Source organism: Thermomonas sp. (genome assembly GCF_019104945.1).
Lineage (GTDB): Bacteria > Pseudomonadota > Gammaproteobacteria > Xanthomonadales > Xanthomonadaceae > Thermomonas.
Map to the genome: position 1 here is coordinate 1 of NZ_JAHRWW010000039.1, position 20096 is coordinate 20096.

A 20096-nucleotide genomic window follows, 5' to 3' on the forward strand; every position below is an offset into this window, starting at 1 on the left:
CATTACCGCACCGACGCACCCGCGCCAACTACCTGCCCCCGTACACGGCGAAATCCATTTCGATAACGTAACCTTTCACTACCCACAGCGCCCGGACGCACCGGCGTTGGAAGGTTTTTCGCTACACGTGAAACCCGGTGAAACCGTTGCACTGGTAGGGCCATCGGGGGCTGGGAAAAGCACCGTCATTTCGATGTTGCTGCGCTTCCACGACCCGGACGCAGGCCGCATTGTGCTAGATGGCGAAACAATTACTGCCTTGGACCCCTCTGATCTGCGCAGCGCCATTGCCATTGTGCCGCAAGCGCCCGTCATTTTTGCCAGCAGCGCAGCCGACAACATCCGCTATGGCAAGCTGGAGGCGACCGATGCCGAAGTGCGCCGTGCGGCCGATTCGGCCAAAGCGAGCGAGTTTCTTGACGCCCTTCCCGATGGCTTTGCCAGCGAACTGGGCGAACGCGGCGCGCGCCTCTCGGGCGGCCAACAGCAGCGCATCGCGATTGCGCGTGCACTGCTCAAAGACGCGCCGATCCTGCTCTTGGACGAAGCCACCTCCGCACTCGATGCACAGAGCGAGCGCGACGTGCAGCAGGCACTGGAAAACCTGATGGCCGGACGCACCACGCTGGTGGTGGCGCATCGTCTTGCCACCGTACTCAAAGCCGACCGCATCGTGGTGATGGAACACGGCCGTATCGTGGCCGAAGGCACCCACGCCGAACTGCTGGCGCAGGGCGGGCTCTATGCCGAGCTCGCCAAGTTGCAGTTCTTAGGTGAAAGCTCGGTCACTGCATAAACCAGCCGTGGCTAACCACTAGCGACTGCCCAGTAAGCGCATTACTAGGCCACGCGGCAAAAGTCAGCGCGGCTTGGGCCACATCATCTACCGTGGTGAACTCACCATCCACGGTATCTTTGAGCATCACCGTCTTCACCACATCGGCTTCGCTAATGCCAAGCTCCTGTGCCTGTTCTGGAATTTGTTTTTCCACCAGCGGCGTGCGTACAAAGCCAGGGCAAATTACATTGCTGCGAATGTTATAAGCCGCGCCCTCTTTGGCGATCACCTTGGCTAGCCCCTCCAAACCGTGCTTGGCCGCCACGTATGGGCTCTTTAGCTTCGATGCCTCTTTAGAATGCACCGACCCCATAAACACGATGCTGCCGCCACGCTTAGACGCGATCATCTGCCGCATCGCCGCACGCGCGGTTAAAAATCCGCCATCTAAATGCACCGCAATGAGCTTTTTCCAATCGGAAAAACGAAACTCTTGCAGCGGCGCCACAATTTGAATACCGGCATTACTGACTAACACGTCAATCGCGCCCAGCTGCTTGTTGACCAGCTCAAACCCAGCATCTACCGCTGCTTCATCGGTCACATCCATGGCAACAGCCAGCGTGCGCACGCCCTTGCTTGCGATCGCATCGGCTGTTGCCTGTGCCTGCTCCAGCTTTAGGTCGGCGATCACCACATTCGCGCCTGCATCGGCAAACACTTCGGCAATCCGCTTGCCAATGCCGCTGGCGGCCCCTGTTACCAATGCTGTTTTTCCCTTTAGGCTCAACTGCGTTGTTGCACTGACCGTTTGATTCGTTACATCGCTCATCTTGATGCTCCTTGATTTCTAGCAAAACCATCTAGCCAAATGTTTTAGCGACTGCTGCGCACCGTTGCGCCATCGCTCTGATAATCGATCACGCAGAACCCACCTGCACACGGCGCACGTTGCTGGCCAAGCAGCCCAAGCGACGCTGCCATGTCCACCTGTCCGGCCTGCCAATGCTCATGAATCGACAGGCGCGAAAACTCGTAGTCTTTGTTGTGCGTTTCATAAGGCTTGGGATGGTGGATTACGTGCACCAAGGTGACCGCAGGCAAGCGGCTGCGCGCCAACAAAGCCTGCACCTGCGGGCTTTTGCGCTGGGCTGGTGAAAGCTGCTCGGCAAGCTCACGCAATAAATGCCGAAGCTCATGCCGCTCGCGCACTAGGTTACTGATCATGCGCGTCCGGCTGGAGAACTGGATGTCTTTACTGCGCTCGGCCACATCCAGAAGCGTTTGCGGGACTTGGCCGCGTGCGCTGAATAAATCCACTTGGAACACCGTTGCGTGTTCGCCCGAGTGCTCTTCTAAATCGCGCATGAGCCACGACAACGGTGTATTGGATACTAGCCCGCCATCCCAATAGTGCCGCCCATGTATTTTGACCGGCGCAAACCCTGGCGGCAGCGCGCCGCTGGCTAGTACGTGATCCACGGTAATGTGTTCGTGCGTACTATCGAAGGTGACAAAATTCCCTGTTTCCACATCCACCGCACCCACCGAGTAGCGCAAGGGGCCGTGGTTCAGCAGCTCAAAATCCACCAGTTGTAGCAGCGTTTCACGCAGTGGCGCGGTGTCGTACACGCTTACCGGCATGCGCGGCCACCATTCCCACCACGGACGCGGGCTAAAAAATCCGGGGACACCATGCACCGCCCCCCATTGCGCGGCAAACGCATCCCACCATTCGCGCAGCTGTTCCGGTATTTGCACCGCCTCTGCCAATGGCAAAAGGCGCAGCCCTACGCGATCCCAAAATGCACGCAGGCGCTCAACGCGAAGGGGTTTGGGGTTGCCGGCAATAATCGCCGCATTGATCGCGCCAATGGAGATCCCTGCGACCCAATCAATATCATCGGGCCGCGCTGCCAGCGCTTCATACGCGCCGCCTTGGTAGGCCCCTAACGCGCCGCCGCCCTGTAACACGAGCGCATTTAAGGAGGTAAAGCCGTCGGCCTGTTTTGAAGCCGCTTGACGGGTGCGGGGCATAAGCGCTCGGCTAATTGTTGCGATACAGCAACGCTACTCGCCCCGGCGAAGTAGCGTTGTGAAGAAGCCGATGAAGCGCTTATTTTTGCTTCCACGCGCCGCCAGTTTGATACCACCAGCCAGATTTCGCGCTAGACACCCACTGCTTGGCAAATACACCGCGAATTTGCGTTTCCCATTCCGGATGGCCGTTGGCCACCGCGACTTCGCGATACACCGCATTGCGGTCGCGGTTATCGTCGGCCACGGCCGAGTTCAGCGCCACGCGGTCTTTTAGCTCCACCTTCGACGCATCACGCACGCTGATAAGGCCATCAGCGGTAAAGCCCAGCGCACCGCTATCAAACCCCGCGCGCAGGCTACTGCTAAAACGTGATTCCATGCGCGACTGGATCGCTTGAATGGCAGGAGTTTTGATGCTGATATCCGGCGCAGACTGCGCGCGTGCGCTGCCCACACCCACCAGCACCCACGGATCGAAGCGCGACAAGTCCAGTTCGATGCGACGATCCAGCACGGCCATGCCGCCACCGCTCGCAGGCTCTTGTTTGATCTGCACTTTATCGGCGTCATTGATGACTTTTTCAACAAATTCCTTCGCCGCTTCCTTGGCTTCCGCCGCTGGGAAATACACATTAATGGTGACGCATGCGCTGAGCAGCAACGCGCCTGCAACCGGTACACCCATCCACTGTTTCATCATCTTGCTCCCTAACTTCGTCAATGGTTTATTCGATCACGGGGGCCACATCCCCCCTACCCGCGGCCATCAGGCGTTCCAACAATGTTGGCCAAGCCACGGCTCGGTTGTATCCAATCACGTCCAACTGCGGCACGCCCTTTCCTTTTACGATAGTAAAGGCATTGCCAGCTGAATGTAGGCCAGACATCGCACAAATCTGATTTTCCAAGCGGCAGCCAATACCAATCTGGCGGTAGCCAAAATCGGAAAACAGGCCAATCAAGCGCCCCTGCAGGCTGCTAAAGAAAGACGCATCGCCCACGCTGCTGATGTCTTGCACGGCGCGCTGGCTGATGCGCTGCTTCACGCCTTTTTTAGCGTCGGTGATAAAACGCGCATCAAACGCTACCGGCTCCCAGTTCACCAAGCGAAACCCTGTCATGCGCCCATCGAGCTTACCGCTGATACTGCCAAAACCCAGCACTTCGGTGAGCCGTGTTAGGTCTAAGTCGTCCATCTCAATATCCGCACTCAGGCTGGGCGCGGTGCCAAAAGGGCGTTCTAGGGAAAGTGATGAAAACGCCACGCGGCCATCAAAAATTTGCATGGAAAGACCGCCATCAAAATCGATGCGATCATTAGCATAATGTGCACTGGGAATATCGCCGCCAAGCCGCCCCTGAAATGCCGGAAGTTCCAAGGCCTGCGACAGCTTGCCAAAATCTAGGTCGGCCAGACGCATACCAAAACGAATATCCATGCCCTCGTTGGCTTGCGGAGGGCGAATGACTACGTCGCGCAAGGTAAGCGTCCCATCCAAGAATGGTATTGGCACTTCTTCGCGCACACGCAATTGACCATGTGCACTAGTAAACGGCATCACCGTCGCGCCAAACGCCAAGCCATAGAGCTGCCCGCCGTTCCAACGCAGTGCGCTCTCTACCTGCTGCTTAGCAGAATAGACGACGCTTCCCTGCAGGCCATCAAATACAAAGCGCCCAGCCGGGTCATCAACCGTAACCCCCTCCAGCTCCGCCTGCACACTTTCTAACCCTTGTTGGTTCACCTCCGCACGCACACTTGCCTTGCCACGCAGCTCAACACCAGACAGCCCCACCAGCCCCATCCAACCCGATAGGTAGTGCGCCTTGAGTGGCGTCATATCTTGGCTTTGCGCGCGCACAGCCAGCGTTTGCAAAGCACCATCCGCACTGAGCTGGGCCGATGCTTGCGCGTTTAGTGTTTGCCCATCCTGCCAGGTGATCTTCGGCAATACCCAGCCTTCCTGCCCATGCTGGGTTGCGTCTAATTGAAACTTCACTGGCGCTTGCGGCAGCGCCACGTAGGTGTTTCCGGCCAAAAACTCACCGCGCAGCAGCTCGCCCTCAAGTTGTAGCTGCGCCTGCGCGGGGCGGCTGAGGTAGTTGAGTTGAAGCGCGGCTCCAAGCCCTTCAGCAACGATACTGCTATCGCTGTTTTCTAAACCAACACCCTGCACATCCAGCGTTCCGACTATCTGTAACGCGTCGCGACTCGGTGCGGTTACTGCTAAGCGCCCGCTCAATAAACCGGCTTTCAAATGGCTATCCGCCCAAGCTTGGGTCGCCAGTGCTTGCGCCCAGGCTAGCGGCACTTGGGTCAAATCAAGCGTGGTGAGATCCGGCGTCTTTGCGCGCTGCGCAAGTGTGATGCGTGCGCGCCCCTGCGCCAAATCCACCCGCGTCATATCGGGCGCTAGCTGCACCGCAAGCTGCATCGGCGGCGCTGTGCCGCTGCGTAATGGCCCCGCACACTGCCAGCCCGCGGCTTCACTATGTTGCAAAGGGCACTGCCATTGCACATTGCGAAAGTGGTAACCCAAACTCGGTGCATCGACCCTTTTTGCCAACAGCTGCAGTGTTCCAAAGGCCTGCGTGCTTGGCCAGTCTAGGCGCAGCTGCACGTGCTCCAACGTGCCAACCGGCGTGGTGATCTTGGCCGCTTTTAGCTGCGCACTGCGTGCCGCCACGGGCGTCGCCGCCAGCACTGTTACAAGGCCCAGACAAAAGGGTACGATCATTCGCAGCATGGACTAAGCATACTCAGGAAGGACGCCAACACAATGAACCTCCCCACACCCAATATGCCGCGCATCCTTTTGGCTGAAGATGACCCCGTCAGCGCCGCATTTCTACTTGAATCTATCAGCCGCCTGCCCGCACAAGCCGTATTGGCGACAACACGTGCAGAAGCACGTACGGTGGCCAGTACAGCGTCTTTCGATCTGCTGCTACTCGATGCCAACCTTCCCGACGGCAGTGGCATTCAGCTGCTGCACACACTACGCCACCAAGGGATCACCGCCACCGCATTAGCGCATACGGCCGACTGCGATCCACAAGTTCATGCGCAGCTAGTAGAAGCAGGATTTGTGCAGGTATTACACAAGCCGATACCCGTACCAACGCTGCTGCACGCGCTGCAGCTGCACTTACCAGCGCAGGCGTTTCCCATATGGGACAACGCCGCGGCCCTCGCCGCTATGGGGGGCAAGCCGGAGCACGTCAGCACGCTGCGGGCGCTGTTTTTGCAGGAGCTTAGTGGCCAGCAGCAGCGCATTATCAGTGCAGCTCAAAACTCGGATGAAGCCAGCATTCGTGCCGAACTGCATCGCCTCGCCGCTGCCTGCGGCTTCGTGGGTGCTGCGCGCCTACTCAATACCGTACGCCAGCTGCAGGCCTCCCCTCTAAGCGCCCATGCACTGCAAAATTTCGAACACGAATGCCAATCAGCGCTCCGCGTTGATGACCTCTAGCAACTGCCGGGTGACTGGGTCTTTCGCTACCGTTTCACCACGCAGCGCTGGCAGCAGCGAATTGGCCACCTGCTTGCCAAGCTCCACACCAAACTGGTCGAACGCATTGATGCCCCATAGCACCGCCTGCAGATAGACGCTGTGTTCGTACAGGGCAATCAACATGCCAAGGCTATGCGGTGTGAGTGTATCGAGCAGCAGCAACGTGCTGGGGCGGTTACCCGGATAGCGACGGTGCGGGTCTTCGCTGTCTTGCCCATTCGCCAGCGCTTCGGTCTGCGCCAGCAAATTGGCCAGCAGTGCGTCATGGTTTGCCTTAAATGGGTGGTCGGCATGCGCCACACCGATAAAATCGGCGGGCACTATTTGCGTGCCTTGGTGCAGCGCTTGGAAGAAGCTGTGCTGGGTATCCGTTCCCGCGCCGCCCCACCACACCGGCACGGTATCGGTCGGCACCGCGCTGCCGTCGAGGCGCACACGCTTACCTAGGCTTTCCATCACCAACTGCTGCAGATATTTTGGCAACAGCTGCAGACGGTCGTCATAGGGCAGCACCGCCTGCGTGGCGGCGTGCAGACCATTACGGTTCCAAATCGCAGCAAGTGCGTGCCACACCGGCATGTTTTCGCGCAGTGGAGCCTTCTGCGCGTGCGTATCCATGGCCGCAGCGCCTTCTAACAAGTCTTCGAAGCGGTCCATCCCCAGCGCCAGCGCAATCGGGAAGCCCACCGCCGACCACAGCGAATAGCGTCCCCCCACCCAGTCCCACATCGGCAGGGTACGCTCGGGTGGAATGCCGAAATCGGCCACGCGCTGCGCATTGGTACTCACCGCATAGAGGCGCTCATCGTTACCTAACCACTGCCGCACGATGCTGCCGTTGAGCAGGGTTTCTTGGGTGCCAAACGTTTTCGAGATCATGATCGCGGCTGTTTTCGCCGGATCAAGTTTGGCCAGCACGCGGCGCGCCGCATTGCCGTCCACATTGGAAAGAAAATGCACGCGGAAACGCGCACCGGGAAGTGCCAGCGCATCCACCACCAAGCGCGGCCCAAGATCGGACCCACCAATCCCAATGCTGACGATATCGGTGACATTGGTGCCCGCCAGCGCGTCGATCAATTCACGCATGCGCAGCTGGGTGGACACCGCCTGCGCACGCGCCGCCAGCGCAAACGCAGAACCATTACCATTGTTGCCGCGTAGCGCACTATGCAGGGCCGCACGGTCTTCGGTGCTATTGACGGCTTCACCGCCCAATAACTGGCACATAGCGCCCGCAAGATCGGCACGCTGGGCGATATCGAACAAGGCGTCCAGCGCACTGCGGTCGTAGCGTTGGCGCGCAAAGTTAGCGTAGAGGGCGCCGCAGCGCACGGAAAAATCCTGCGCACGGGCGGCGTCAGCGGCTATTAGCGCCGACAATGTCGTGCTGGACAGCCGTTGTGCATGAGCAGAAAGACCATCCAGCAAATTCGTCATCGTTATGCGGCCTGCTTGGGCATTGAGTGGTTGGTGTGGGTCATGCGATTGTCTTTGTCCACATACACACAGGTAGGCTTGTGCGCTTTGGCCTCTTCGGCCTCGCACTGCACGTAGGCGCAGATGATGACGAGATCGCCCACCTTGGACTTATGCGCAGCTGCGCCGTTGACCGAAATTACGCCACTGCCTTCTTCGCCACGAATGGCGTAGGTGGAATAACGCTCACCGCTGGTGACGTCGTAGATATGGATCTGCTCGTATTCGCGGATTCCGGAGATGTCCAACAGGCGACCGTCGATGGCACAGGAGCCTTCGTAGTGCAGCTCGGCATGGGTGACGGTGGCGCGGTGAATTTTGCCCTTGAGCAGGGTGAGTTGCATGGTGAGCTCCGGTGAAACGGTAAAAATGCTGAAACGTGGGTGTTCGCAGTATAAAACGCATTTTTTGCGCACTGCAACAATTGAGCCACTAGAAACTATCCGGGCAAAATAAATTCAAGGTTATCAATTAACCGTGTCCGCCCCAGACGAGCTGCAATGAGTGCCACGCGCGCACCGCTTTCGCCTTCGTTGGGCGCGCTAAAATCGGGCTTGCGCAGCACCGCGTAATCGGGGACGAAACCTGCACTGCGCAGTGTCGCCTCGGCTTCGGCTTCCACCTGTGCCCGCGTCTGTCCAGCCTTTGCAGACGTACACATGGCTTGTAGTGTGCGATGGATCACGGGGGCCAACTGGCGTTCCTGCGCGCTGAGGTATTGATTGCGCGAGCTCATGGCCAAGCCATCGGCCTCACGCACGATGTCCCCGGCCAAAATCCACATCGGCATATGCAAATCTACCACCAGCTGCCGAATGACCGCCAGCTGCTGATAATCTTTTTTGCCAAACGCGGCTACGTCGGGCAGCACTTGGTTGAACAGGCGCGTGACCACGGTACACACGCCGTCAAAATGACCCGGACGACACGCCCCTTCGAGCACAGCGCTCACACCGGGCACATGCACCTTCGACGCCAGCTCAACGCCAAACGGATACATCGCCTCCACTTCGGGCAGCCACAGCACATCGCAACCGGCTTCCGCCAGCCCAGTGGTATCGGCTTCCGGCGTGCGCGGGTAGCGGGTGAAATCTTCACTTGGGCCAAACTGGGTGGGGTTCACAAAGACGCTCGAAACCACCCGGTCGGCGTGTTGGCGTACCAGCTCCACTAGGGAAAAATGGCCTGCGTGCAAGTTGCCCATCGTGGGTACGAAGCCTACGCGTAGCCCTTCACGGCGCCAGCCAGCGACGCGCTCACGCAGCACAGCGAGTTGGGTGATGGTTTCAATCATGGTGTTCTCAGCTGTACGCGTGTTCGGAATCGGGGAAGCGGCCGCTGCGCACCGCATCGGCATAAGCCTCCACGGCACCTTGGATCGAGCCACCTTCGGCAAGAAAATCTTTGACAAATTTAGGTTTGCGATGCCCGGTATTGATGCCCAGCATGTCGTGCAGCACCAGCACTTGGCCATCGCACTCGGCACCCGCGCCAATACCAATCGTGGGAATGGGGCTGGCCTTGGTAATTTCTGCCGCAAGTTTGGCGGGCACGCCCTCTAACACCAATAGCGCAGCACCGGCCTCGGCCACCGCCAGCGCTTCACCGCGCAGGCGTTCTGCGGCCGACTGTTCACGCCCCTGCACCTTGAAACCGCCCATCGTTAGCACTGACTGCGGGGTAAGCCCAAGATGCGCGCAGACGGGAATTTCACGCTCAACCAAATAGCGGATTGTGGCCAGCTTATGACCCGCGCCTTCCAATTTCACCATGGCCGCGCCCGCTTGAATAAAGCGTACGGCCGCCGCATGCGCCTGTTCGGGGCTGGCATCGGCGCCAAACGGGAAGTCGGAAATTTTCAGCGCCCGTGTTGCCCCGCGCGCCACCGCCTCGGTGTGATAGACGATGTCCTCCACCTGCACCGGCAAGGTGGAATCGCGCCCCTGCACCACCATGCCCAGCGAGTCACCAATCAAAATTAAGTCGATATTCGCCCGATCTAAAACACGCGCAAAGCTCGCGTCGTAACAGGTCAGCATCACTAATTTTTGGCCAGCAGCACGCGCCTGCTGCAGCTGCGGCACGCTCCAAGCGGCTTTTTGTTCGGCATGAACGCTCATTGCAAATTCCGACACGGCGGGCGTGCATTATCGCCCGATTTCACGAAGCACCGCGCGCACTACAGAGAATCAGCGTTCCAAATGAACAGCTTCAACGCCGCTGGCATCGATCAGACGCAACGCTTCCGCTACGCTGCCATAGCCGGGAAACGCAGCATTGGGCGCAATTTCCGCCAACGGCACCAGCGCAAAAGCGCGTTCGTGCAAGTGGGGATGCGGCACGCGTAGCCCTGGCTCATTGAGTTTGCGATCGCCATAGAGCAACAGATCAAGATCCAGCACGCGCGGCCCCCAGCGCATCGACGCAATTTCGCTATCACGGGTGCGGCCTGCTTTGCGTTCAATATCCAGAAGGTGATGCAATAGCTCCATTGGCCGAAGCTGCGTACGCAGCAGCGCGGCGGCATTGATGAAGTCAGGCTGATCCACACGCCCCCATGCGGGCGTGCGATATAGCCGCGAAGCGGCTACAAGCGTGGTTAGCGGCAGCGCACGTAAATCGTCAAAGGCCTGTTGGATGGCCGCAATCGGTTGACCGATATTGGCACCTAAGCCGATACAAACATCGATTAGTTGCGTCATTGCCCATCTCCCGAACGTGGCCGCCTGCGCCGACGGCGGCGCGGTGCCCCCGCATCCTCGCCGCTCGCCATGTCTTCGTCCAGTGCCTGCGCTTCGCTGCGCACTACGGCCGCCTCCGGCTGTAACTGCGCGTCGCGCCAGAAGGCCACGTCGTCGGCATGCAGCGGCGAGGCCACGAGGCGCAGTTCGAGAAAATCAAACGCGGCGCGGAAGCGCGGGTGCGATAGCAGACGGAACACGCGCTTACGCTGGCGCAGGGTAAAGCGCGGTTGCAGCAACCAAATTTCCTGCATGGGCATCGAGAAGCGGCGCGGTAGTGCCACCCGTGCCACTTGCTGCACGGTGACGCGGTCAGCCGCGCGCTGCTGGGCTTCCGTCAAATGCACACCTTGCGCTTGCAACTGAGCCAGCGTGCGGCAATAGGCGGGCCACAACAAGACGGCATACAGGAAGGCAGGAGACACCGCCTGCCCCGCTGTCACGCGCGCATCGGTATTGCGTAGCCCCTGCAGCAGCATATTGCGCAGTGCACCCGACTTGTTCGATGTCAGCGCCTGCGCCGTCCCCGGCAGCAGCACTGGCAGCAAACCATGCACTTCTAATAGCTTGAAACAGGCTTCTGCATGCCCGGCCAGAAACATTTTTAAGGTTTCTTCAAACAACCGCGCCGGAGCGGCCTCGGCCAGCAGCGGAGCCAGCTTGGCAATGGGCTCGGCAGTAGCAGGGTCAATGGTGAAGCCCAGTTTGGCCGCCAGCCGCGCCGCGCGCAGCATGCGTACCGGGTCTTCACGGTAACGCGCTTCGGGCTCGCCAATCAGGCGCAAGCGACGCGCCTGTACGTCTTCAAAGCCCCCCACATAATCACGAACGGAGAAATCTTCGATCGTGTAGTACAGGGCATTGGCGGTGAAGTCACGGCGCACCGCGTCTTCTTCGATGGTGCCGTACACGTTGTCGCGCAGTAGGCGGCCACCGTCGTCGGTTAAACGGTCACCTTCGTCATCGCCGCCATTGGCGCGAAACGTGGCCACTTCGATAATCTCTCGGCCATAGACCACATGCGCCAAACGGAACCGGCGGCCAATCAAGCGGCAGTTGCGAAACAGCGCCCTCACCTCTTCCGGCGTGGCATTGGTGGCTACATCAAAGTCTTTCGGTGCGCCGCCCACCAATAGGTCGCGCACGGCGCCACCGACTAAATAACCTTCAAATCCAGCTTCGCGCAGGCGGTACAGCACGCGCAGCGCATTCGCGCTCATGTGCTTGCGCGACAGGCCGTGCACATCCCTTGGGATGACGTGTAATTCAGAAGGCGACAACGGTTGTGAGCTGGAATCGGTCATGCGCTGCTATAGGCAACAAAGGAGACAAAAGGGCGTTGCCAGCGGCAGACGCAGCCCTCTATACTAGCAAGCTCGCTGCGGTTTCCGTAAAAAAACGGGCTGATCGTCCCTTCAGCACCGCCGCCAAAACTTATGCTCCCTTCGTCTAGAGGCCTAGGACGTGGCCCTCTCAAGGCTAAAACACGGGTTCGAATCCCGTAGGGAGCGCCAAATACTAAAAACCCCATGCAAACGCGTGGGGTTTTTAGTTTTCTTTTTACGGCTGTGCTTTGAATACGGGCTTGCCGTCCACATAGGTGGCTTTAATCGTTAACGAACGCAGCGTTTTTGCTGGCTCGGCCAACGGATCTTCTGCCAGCACTACGAAATCAGCGCGTTTGCCGGGGCTGAGGCTACCGATTTCATTTTCAGCAAACCCCGCGTAGGCCGCCTCCAGCGTGAAGCCGCGCAATGCTTCAAAGGCGGTGAGCTTTTCGTCTGGGTACCAGCCTCCCGCCGGAAGCCCCTGCGCATCGCTGCGGGTGACCGCCGAATACAGACCTAGCCTTGGGTTCACCGACTCCACCGGGAAATCTGAGCCAAACGCAAGATGCGCGCCACTGTCACGCAACTGCCGCCACGCATACGCACCCACGATGCGCTTGGCGCCAACGCGGTCTTCCGCCCAGCCCATATCGCTGGTGGCATGGGTGGGTTGCATCGAAGCAATGACGTGCATTTGCGCAAGCCTTGGCAGGTCTTCTGGCGACAAAATCTGCGCGTGCTCAATACGCCAGCGGTGATCGCCCTGCACATCCGGCCCCAAGGCTTTGGCGTAAGCATCCAGCGTCATGCGGTTACCACGGTCGCCAATGGCGTGCGTGGCCGCCTGCACGCCGCAGCGGTGCGCTTTTTCGGTGGCCGCGGCCATCGCCTCTGGGGTTGTTACCAGTAAGCCGCGATTGCCGTGGTCGTCGCTGTAATCTTCTAGCATCGCCGCGCCACGGCTGCCCAATGCGCCATCGGCAAACAGCTTCACCGCGCGCATCTGCAAACGCCCAGACGGGTGGTGATACAGCCCGTTTTGGCACAGCCACTCCAGCGCTTCGCCGTCGCCATTGGCCATGGCATAGATACGCATAGGCATTTGCCCACGATCGGCCAGCCGCTGGTACGCCCGCAGCTCTTCCAGCGGAATGCTGGCGTCGTGCGCACCCGTCAAGCCATTGGCAACCGCCGCCTGCATGCCCAGTGTGAGTGCTTTCTCGCGCATCGCATCGTCCATGGGCGGCAAGACGGCTTCCATGATGTCCATCGCGTTATCAATAAACACTCCATTCGGATTACCCTTAGCATCGCGTCGCACCACCCCACCTTCAGGCTGCCACGTTCCGTTCAGGTCACGCTGCACGCGCTTCATTGCACTGCTATTGGCCCAGCCTGCGTGACCATCCACGCGGCGCAGCCATACCGGGCGATTAGGAAACGCGGCATCCAGATCTGCTGCCGTTGGGAACACTTTTTCCGGCCAGCGGTTTTGATCCCAACCGCGGCCAATCAGCCATTCCCCTTCTGGTAGCGTTTTTTCAAACACTTTGAGTTTTCCCAGAATTTCTTGTTTGCTGGTGCTTCCGTCGAGATTGACCTGCATAAAGGTCATCCCCAGCCCCAGCACGTGGCCGTGTGCGTCGATCAGGCCCGGGATCACCGTGGCTGGCCCCACGTCAAGACGCTCCGCCTTCGGGTAACGCGCCTGCAGTGTTTTGATATCACCCAGTGCCAGTAGCTTACCGGTGTCATCATAGGCAAGCGCCGTTACCTGCGGTTGAGCGCGGTCCATCGTATGGATCCGGTGCGCGCTTAGCACGGTCACAGACCCCGCCAGCAGCGGAGCCGAGGCGAAACTCAATAACAAAGCACCAACCAACTTTTGCATGGAGCAACTCCGCAATGGATACCCCTTGCACCTTGCAACAAGCGCATCGTTCAGACAAGTGACGTAGCGGACAGCGCCGCATCGCGCTACCCTTCCCGGCCTATGCAACAGCACGATTTCACACTTGAACCCGAAGACACCGAGCGCTTGGCCAATTTAACAGGCCCGTTCGATGCCCATTTACGCCTGATCGAACTGCGCCTTGGCGTGGAAATTGCCAACCGTGGCGCGGTGTTTCGCGTTCAGGGCGATAGCGAGGCCACGGTGAACCAAGCCGAGCGCCTGCTGCGCGAGCTGTATGCCGATGCCGCCAGCGAAGTGTTGGACGAACACAGTATCCACACCCGGCTGGGCGCTTATGCCGACGACGCGCCCGCCCCTGTGCGCCATGCAGAGCATGTACCGCAGGATGTGGAAGTGCGGGTCAAGCGCGGCACCCTGCGCGGACGCGGCGGCAACCAACGCAAATACCTACACGCTATCGCCACCCACGACATCAATTTTGGTATTGGCCCTGCCGGTACCGGCAAAACCTTCCTCGCAGTGGCAATGGCGGTGGATGCACTGAACCAGTCGCGCGTGCAGCGCGTTATCTTGGTGCGTCCTGCGGTTGAAGCAGGTGAAAAGCTGGGCTTTCTCCCTGGCGATCTCACCCAAAAAGTTGACCCCTATCTGCGCCCGCTGTATGACGCACTGTATGAAATGCTGGGTGTGGATAAGGTGGCACGCCTGCTTGAGCGTAACGTAATTGAAATCGCGCCACTGGCCTATATGCGCGGCCGCACGCTGAACGATGCTTTCGTAATTCTGGACGAAGCGCAGAACACCAGCATCGAACAGATGAAGATGTTTCTCACTCGGCTTGGTTTTGGCAGCACCGCAGTGATCACCGGAGACCTCACCCAGATCGACCTTCCCAAGCACCAGAAGTCTGGCCTGAAAGACGCCACCGAAGTGCTGCGCGGCGTGGAGGGCGTGAGCTTTACGTTCTTTGAAGCGCGCGATGTTGTGCGTCACCCGCTGGTCGCACGTATCGTGAACGCTTATGAGGCGCGCGATGCCGTTACAAAACAGGGGTAAGATGTGGCTATGACCAAAGGTCCTGTTCGTCTTGATGTGGCTGTGGGGTACGCGGTATCACGCGCGGGCGTTCCTGCGGCAGTGAGTTTTCGCAAATGGGTCGCCGCCGCGTTAAAGGGGCGCATTCGTGAAGCTGATTTAGCGCTGCGCTTGGTGGATACCTCTGAAGGCCGCGCGCTGAACCAGCACTATCGCGGCAAAGACTACGCCACCAATGTACTGAGCTTCCCCGCGGACATTCCGCCGGGGCTGCCGAAGGGCGTCAAACTTCCACTACTGGGAGACCTTGTGATATGCGCCCCAGTGGTGGCGCGCGAGGCCAAAGAACAGGGCAAGCCCCTGCACGCCCACTACGCCCACCTGACCGTTCACGGCTGCCTGCACCTTTTGGGTTTAGATCATGAAGACCCGCAAGAAGCTGAAGCCATGGAACAGCTCGAGCGCGAGATTTTGGCAGGGCTGGGTATTGCCGACCCCTACCAAGACGCCTAAGGCGCAAACCCCAGCTCGCGCAAAATCGCGGTAAACCGTGCGTCGCTGGAATAGCGCGAAATATAAGGCATGTAACGGATTTCCATGAGACCAGGATCGCGCGCTTGACGCGCCACGTCTAACCAACGAAACATGGATTCTTCGTCATCACGCTGGGCATAGACCCCGGCGATCTGGGTTGCGGCTTCGCTCGCGTGCTCGTCAATCAACACCTGCAGCTCACGATCAGAGGCTGCGCGCTCGCCATTGACCCAATACGCCATCGCTAACGCGTAATGCCGCCACAGCGCCTCCGGCTCCTGCTGAGCCATTTTAATGGCCTCAGCACTGCGCCCTTGCTGAAATACCGCCATTGCCAGAAATGCGTGCGCCAAAGGCAGTTTAGGCTCCAGCGCAAGCGCCTGTTCAAACTCGTGCTCGGCCTGCTCGTAATTGGCCAACCCCAGATACACGCTTCCCAATGTGTAGTACGGCCCAGGCGATAGCGGGTTGTACTTGATCGCCACACGTAGCGTTTCCAGCGCAGCATCGAGCTTTCCAAAACCAATCTGGCGCACCGCCAACGCGCTTTGCAGCGCCGCATCGCTCGGGCGCAGCGCAACGGCTTTCTGCATTTCTTGTAACCCTAGCGCGGGGCTGCTGCCAAGATCAGCCAGCCAAACCGACATGGCCCAATGGGCTTCCGGCAGATTTGGCGCACGCTGCAGCGCTGCTTCGGCTTCTTGCTTGGCCTGCGCGCGCTCACGCTCCATTTGCCCGCTGTACAGCGCTGGAAACTGCTGCAACTGCCGCACGCGCGCCATGCTCAAGCGTGCGCTTGCATAGGCGTACTGAGGGTCACTTTGCAATGCGGCTTGAAAAGCCTTTACCGCCGACTGGATGGAAAAAACGTCGATTCCTTGCAACTGCTGCTCGCCCTCAAGCACCTGCTGATAGGCCGCAAGGCGTTTACTTGGGGGGCGATCATCGGGCGCCGATAGATCCAGTGGCTCGAGCTGAAGCGCTTGCGCAACCGACTGCAGCACTTCATCTTGCAGGGCAAAGACTTCTTTCTCGGTGCGCTGATAGTGCTGCTGCCAAAGCGTGCTGCCGTCGGCTGTTTGAATCAGTTCTACCGCCAGCGTGAGCGTGCCATCGCTACGTTGCAGCGTGCCGCGCAGTAGGTGCGTAGCCCCTAATTTTTCACCGATCACACTATTGAGTTCGCTGCTATCGCGAAAACGAAATGCTGACTCTGGGCTAATCACCGCCAACGCCTGTTGCTGGCCGAGTACGCGCGCAAAATGGCGGGCCATCCCATCGGCCAACGTATCTTCTGCGGCCAGCGGCAACACGGCCACCACCGCGCGCAGCGTCGGCGCAACGGGCGCAGGAAGAGGGGCGCTAGGTGCAGGTGGAGCAGGCTTCGAACAGGCGACAAACAGCCCAATGGATGCGATCAACACGGCTGCAATTACGCGACGCACAGCGCCCATCCGAAAAGCCCCCTGCCGTTAAAATTCACGTCTATCACGAAAACGCATGCCTTCGCAAAAAACGGACATTTACCCAACATCCTGCCATAAGCCGCAAGATTCGCTAGACTTTACCCCTGTTACAAGCCACAAGACCCCACACCCCATGTCCGAGGACGACAGTCGGCAATCCGCCGACTCCGACGAAAAATCTGCCGATAAGCCCCACCGATCGTGGTTAGACCGCATCAGTGCTGCACTATCGGGCGAGCCTTCCAGCCGTGAAGACTTGATCGAACTTCTGCGCGATGTGCAGGCCGACGGCGTTATTGGCCCAGACACCCTGCGCATGATCGAAGGCGCCATTGGCATTGCCGAGATGACCGTAGGCGATGTGATGGTGGCGCGCGCGCAAATGGTGGTACTGCCTGCCGACGGCAAGCTACTTGACCTGATGAAACAGGTGGTAGAGTCGGGCCACTCGCGCTTCCCTGTACACGGTGAAGACAAAGACGAGATCCTCGGCATCTTACTGGCCAAGGATTTGCTACGCGGCGTTGTTGCCGACAATGGCCCAGCCAGCATTCACGCCCTGCTGCGCCCTGCGGTGCTCATCCCAGAATCGAAAAATCTCAATGTGCTGCTGCGTGAGTTCCGCCTATCGCGCAACCATATGGCGATTGTGATCGACGAATACGGTGGTGTTGCGGGGCTTGTCACCATTGAAGACGTATTGGAGCAGATCGTTGGTGACATCGATGACGAGCACGATGACGCTAATGATGAATCCAAGCTCATCGCCGTACAGGCCGACGGCCAGTTCGTGGTGGACGCACTGACGCCCATTGAAGATTTCAACGAACGCTTCAGTGCCGACTTCCCAGACGATGAATACGACACGATTGGCGGTTTGATTACCGCAGCCATTGGCCACCTCCCAGAAGCGGGCGAAGAGCTCACGCTTAATCGCTTCGTGTTCCGCGTCACCAGCGCTGACGCGCGCCGCCTGCTGGCCCTGCATGTGAGCGTTCATGCGGAAGAGTGATAGCCCATTTTTCTTCGCGCTTGTTCTAGCCGTCTTATGGGCTTGCCTGCCGTGGCAAGCTCGCGCACAAGTTCAAGCCCAACCAGCCAAAGCCGTAGCAGCACCGCCGCGTATTGGTGTCATCACCATGGGGCCAGGCGATATTTTTTGGGAACGCTTCGGCCACGACGCCATCGTGGTGGCCGACCCCACGTTACCTTCGCCCATAAGCTATAACTTTGGCTACTTTGATTTAGAAGAAAGCGATTTCGTCACTCGCTTTCTGAAAGGCAGCATGCGCTATCGGCTAATGGCGCTACCACTCGACGAAGACCTTGACTACTATCGCGAAGTGGGGCGCGGCGCGCACCTGCAATGGCTCAATCTTTCACCCGAACAAGCGCGCACACTTGCGGCCGCGTTGCGTGAAAATGCCAAACCCGAAAACGCGCGCTACCACTACGACTACTTCACCGATAACTGCGCCACCCGCGTACGCGATGCACTCGACCGCGCCTTGGGCGGGCTGCTGAAAAAACAAACCGAAGGCCGCTCCAGCGGCGACACCTACCGCAGTGAAGCACTGCGGCTCGCATCGCCCGAACCGTGGATGTGGGTTGGGTTTGATCTTGCCCTTGGCCCCTTCGCCGACCGCGCACTCACTCGCTGGCAGCAAGGTTTTCTACCACGCCGCCTCGCCGACGATCTGCGTCGCGTGAAGCTTGCTAACGGCCAAGCATTGGTGGAAGACGAAGTAGAGCTTCTACCGCAGCGCCAAGCGGCAGAACCGATGGACTATCGCGATCCATTCTGGCGCTGGCTCATCCTCGGCAGCGTGCTGGCCGCGTGTGTACTTGCTGCTGGCCAGCGCCAAGAACGCGTTCTTGCTGCGGCTGCTGGCGTGTTCTGGTTCATCGGCGGCCTGTTAGGCAGCGTACTCCTGCTGGGCTGGGCCTTCACCGAACACCACGCGATGTGGGCTAACCGCAATCTACTGCTGCTAAGCCCACTCAGCCTGCTGTTGCTCCCTGGCGCATGGGTGCTGCTGCGTGGGCGCACGCCTTCGACACGCTTTCGCATCGTATTGGTCATCGTTGCCGCACTGGCCGTACTGGCCTGCCTACCGCTGTGGCTGCAAGTGAACCCACAGCGCAACGGCCACTGGATCGCCCTGCTGCTGCCGTTGCACGCAGCGCTGGCTTGGCGCTTTAGCCAACGCACAAACGCTTGAAGCCGCACACAAACGGCGGCAGGATGCTGACATGACAACACCTCTTCCAGCACCTACCAGCATTGTTAACTGCGCCAGCTACAGCCGCAGTGGCCAGCGTCGCGACATTGGTTTTGACGACATCAGCGATGTGCTTGCACAAGACGACGGCAGTTTTGTGTGGATCGGCCTATACGAGCCTGATGACGCACTGCTGGACAAAATGCAGGAAGAGTTTTCCCTGCACGATCTTGCCATTGAAGACGCGCGTCACGCCCACCAGCGTCCTAAGCTAGAAAGCTACGAGAACGCGCTGTTTATCGCCGTGCACACCGCCCAGCGGGTCGAAGGCCATGTGCGCTTTGGTGAAACCCATATCTTCATGGGCGCACGTTTTCTCATCACCGTGCGCCACGGCGCCTCATTAGGTTTTGCCAGTGTGCGTAACCGCCTTGAACGCGAGCCGGACATGCTCACCCAAGGCCCCAGCGTGGCGCTGCACGCCGTGCTCGACTTTATCGTGGATAACTACCAGCCCATCGCCGCTGATTTCCAGCTAGAGCTCGATGCACTGGAACAGGATATTTTTTCTGAAAGCTACCGCCGCCACACCATTCGCCATCTGTATGACTTACGCAAAGAGCTCACACAGATGCGCATGGCGGTAGCACCAATGCAGGATATTTTGTCGCAGCTGATGCGCACGCCGTCATTCGCGATTTCTGACGAAGTCAAACCTTATTTCCGCGACGTACTCGACCACGCCGCGCGCGTGGACGACACCATCGATACGCTGCGTGAAATGGTAGCGGCGGCGATGAACGTCAACCTGTCATTGGTGACGGTCGCGCAAGGCGAGATCGTCAAAAAACTAGCTGGCTGGGCGGGCCTCTTGGCAGCCCCAACACTCATTACCAGCTGGTACGGGATGAACTTCGAGCATATGCCAGAGCTCGGTGGGCGTTACAGTTATCTCGTTTTGATCGGTGTGGTGGCACTGGCCTGCATCGGCCTGTATCGCTATTTACGCAAAATTAGTTGGCTATAGCCCCACAGCAAACGGC

General features: G+C 59.1%; 19 protein-coding genes and 1 tRNA gene. 8 read left to right on the forward strand and 12 right to left on the reverse strand.

Annotation, left to right across the window (positions count from 1 at the left end; all coding sequences use genetic code 11):
* The coding region (locus KUL77_RS09520) for an ATP-binding cassette domain-containing protein (protein WP_297146264.1) at window positions 1-796 on the forward strand (796 nt) is incomplete at its 5' end.
* Here KUL77_RS09520 and KUL77_RS09525 read toward each other — a convergent pair.
* From KUL77_RS09525 to KUL77_RS09540, 4 genes are all read right to left on the reverse strand, one after another.
* Entirely contained in the window at window positions 786-1610 is an 825-nt protein-coding gene (locus tag KUL77_RS09525; protein WP_297146266.1) for a 3-hydroxybutyrate dehydrogenase, read from the reverse strand. The two genes, KUL77_RS09520 and KUL77_RS09525, sit on opposite strands and share 11 nt — an antisense overlap.
* Window positions 1611-1654: 44 nt before the next feature.
* A complete protein-coding gene (locus tag KUL77_RS09530; protein WP_297146268.1) occupies window positions 1655-2815 on the reverse strand; it encodes a patatin-like phospholipase family protein in 1161 nt (386 codons plus the stop codon).
* Window positions 2816-2894: 79 nt separating this feature from the next.
* The gene (locus KUL77_RS09535) at window positions 2895-3515 is read right to left on the reverse strand and encodes a YdbL family protein (protein WP_297146271.1); all 621 of its coding nucleotides are present in this window, start codon (window positions 3513-3515) and stop codon (window positions 2895-2897) included.
* 28 nt (window positions 3516-3543) lie between these two features.
* Window positions 3544-5556 (reverse strand): hypothetical protein, encoded by a 2013-nt coding sequence (locus KUL77_RS09540; RefSeq protein WP_297146274.1) that lies wholly within the window; start codon window positions 5554-5556, stop codon window positions 3544-3546.
* 42 nt (window positions 5557-5598) lie between these two features.
* Between KUL77_RS09540 and KUL77_RS09545 the strand changes: the two genes are divergently transcribed.
* A complete protein-coding gene (locus KUL77_RS09545; protein ID WP_297146277.1) occupies window positions 5599-6291 on the forward strand; it encodes a response regulator in 693 nt (230 codons plus the stop codon).
* Here KUL77_RS09545 and pgi read toward each other — a convergent pair.
* The 6 genes from pgi to pcnB form a co-directional block, all read right to left on the reverse strand.
* Entirely contained in the window at window positions 6265-7779 is a 1515-nt protein-coding gene (pgi, locus tag KUL77_RS09550) for a glucose-6-phosphate isomerase (RefSeq protein ID WP_297146376.1), read from the reverse strand. The genes KUL77_RS09545 and pgi overlap by 27 nt on opposite strands.
* The gene (panD, locus tag KUL77_RS09555; protein ID WP_297146280.1) at window positions 7776-8156 is read right to left on the reverse strand and encodes an aspartate 1-decarboxylase; all 381 of its coding nucleotides are present in this window, start codon (window positions 8154-8156) and stop codon (window positions 7776-7778) included. The genes pgi and panD overlap by 4 nt, the downstream gene beginning before the upstream one ends.
* 95 nt (window positions 8157-8251) lie before the next feature.
* Window positions 8252-9106 carry a pantoate--beta-alanine ligase gene (gene panC / locus KUL77_RS09560; RefSeq protein WP_297146281.1) on the reverse strand — a complete coding sequence of 285 codons (855 nt, stop codon included), beginning with the start codon at window positions 9104-9106 and terminating at the stop codon, window positions 8252-8254.
* A gap of 7 nt (window positions 9107-9113) precedes the next feature.
* On the reverse strand, window positions 9114-9932 hold the full coding sequence (gene panB / locus KUL77_RS09565) for a 3-methyl-2-oxobutanoate hydroxymethyltransferase (RefSeq protein WP_297146284.1): 819 nt from the start codon (window positions 9930-9932) through the stop codon (window positions 9114-9116).
* A gap of 69 nt (window positions 9933-10001) precedes the next feature.
* Window positions 10002-10514, reverse strand: a complete 513-nt coding sequence (folK, locus tag KUL77_RS09570; RefSeq protein WP_297146286.1) for a 2-amino-4-hydroxy-6-hydroxymethyldihydropteridine diphosphokinase — start codon at window positions 10512-10514, stop codon at window positions 10002-10004.
* On the reverse strand, window positions 10511-11857 hold the full coding sequence (pcnB, locus tag KUL77_RS09575) for a polynucleotide adenylyltransferase PcnB (RefSeq protein WP_297146289.1): 1347 nt from the start codon (window positions 11855-11857) through the stop codon (window positions 10511-10513). The genes folK and pcnB overlap by 4 nt, the downstream gene beginning before the upstream one ends.
* 134 nt (window positions 11858-11991) lie before the next feature.
* Between pcnB and KUL77_RS09580 the strand changes: the two genes are divergently transcribed.
* Window positions 11992-12067, forward strand: a tRNA-Glu gene (locus KUL77_RS09580).
* A gap of 46 nt (window positions 12068-12113) precedes the next feature.
* Here the strand turns inward: KUL77_RS09580 and KUL77_RS09585 are convergent.
* A complete protein-coding gene (locus KUL77_RS09585; protein ID WP_297146292.1) occupies window positions 12114-13772 on the reverse strand; it encodes an amidohydrolase in 1659 nt (552 codons plus the stop codon).
* Window positions 13773-13874: 102 nt separating this feature from the next.
* Between KUL77_RS09585 and KUL77_RS09590 the strand changes: the two genes are divergently transcribed.
* Both KUL77_RS09590 and ybeY read left to right on the forward strand, forming a co-directional pair.
* A complete protein-coding gene (locus KUL77_RS09590) occupies window positions 13875-14852 on the forward strand; it encodes a PhoH family protein (RefSeq protein ID WP_297146295.1) in 978 nt (325 codons plus the stop codon).
* 9 nt (window positions 14853-14861) lie between these two features.
* Window positions 14862-15344, forward strand: a complete 483-nt coding sequence (gene ybeY, locus KUL77_RS09595; RefSeq protein ID WP_297146298.1) for an rRNA maturation RNase YbeY — start codon at window positions 14862-14864, stop codon at window positions 15342-15344.
* Here the strand turns inward: ybeY and KUL77_RS09600 are convergent.
* Complete coding sequence (locus KUL77_RS09600) at window positions 15341-16819, reverse strand: tetratricopeptide repeat protein (protein ID WP_297146301.1); 1479 nt, start codon at window positions 16817-16819, stop codon at window positions 15341-15343. The genes ybeY and KUL77_RS09600 overlap by 4 nt on opposite strands.
* Before the next feature lie 145 nt (window positions 16820-16964).
* Here KUL77_RS09600 and KUL77_RS09605 point away from each other — a divergent pair, with 145 nt between their 5' ends.
* From KUL77_RS09605 to corA, 3 genes are read left to right on the forward strand one after another with little or no spacing between them, the layout of a single operon-like run.
* Window positions 16965-17843, forward strand: coding sequence for a transporter associated domain-containing protein (locus KUL77_RS09605; RefSeq protein WP_297146304.1), 879 nt, complete (start codon window positions 16965-16967; stop codon window positions 17841-17843).
* On the forward strand, window positions 17830-19053 hold the full coding sequence (locus tag KUL77_RS09610) for a DUF4105 domain-containing protein (protein ID WP_297146307.1): 1224 nt from the start codon (window positions 17830-17832) through the stop codon (window positions 19051-19053). Before KUL77_RS09605 ends, KUL77_RS09610 begins: the two co-directional genes overlap by 14 nt.
* Window positions 19054-19084: 31 nt before the next feature.
* A complete protein-coding gene (corA, locus tag KUL77_RS09615; protein WP_297146310.1) occupies window positions 19085-20080 on the forward strand; it encodes a magnesium/cobalt transporter CorA in 996 nt (331 codons plus the stop codon).
* The last annotated feature ends 16 nt before the right edge of the window (window positions 20081-20096 follow it).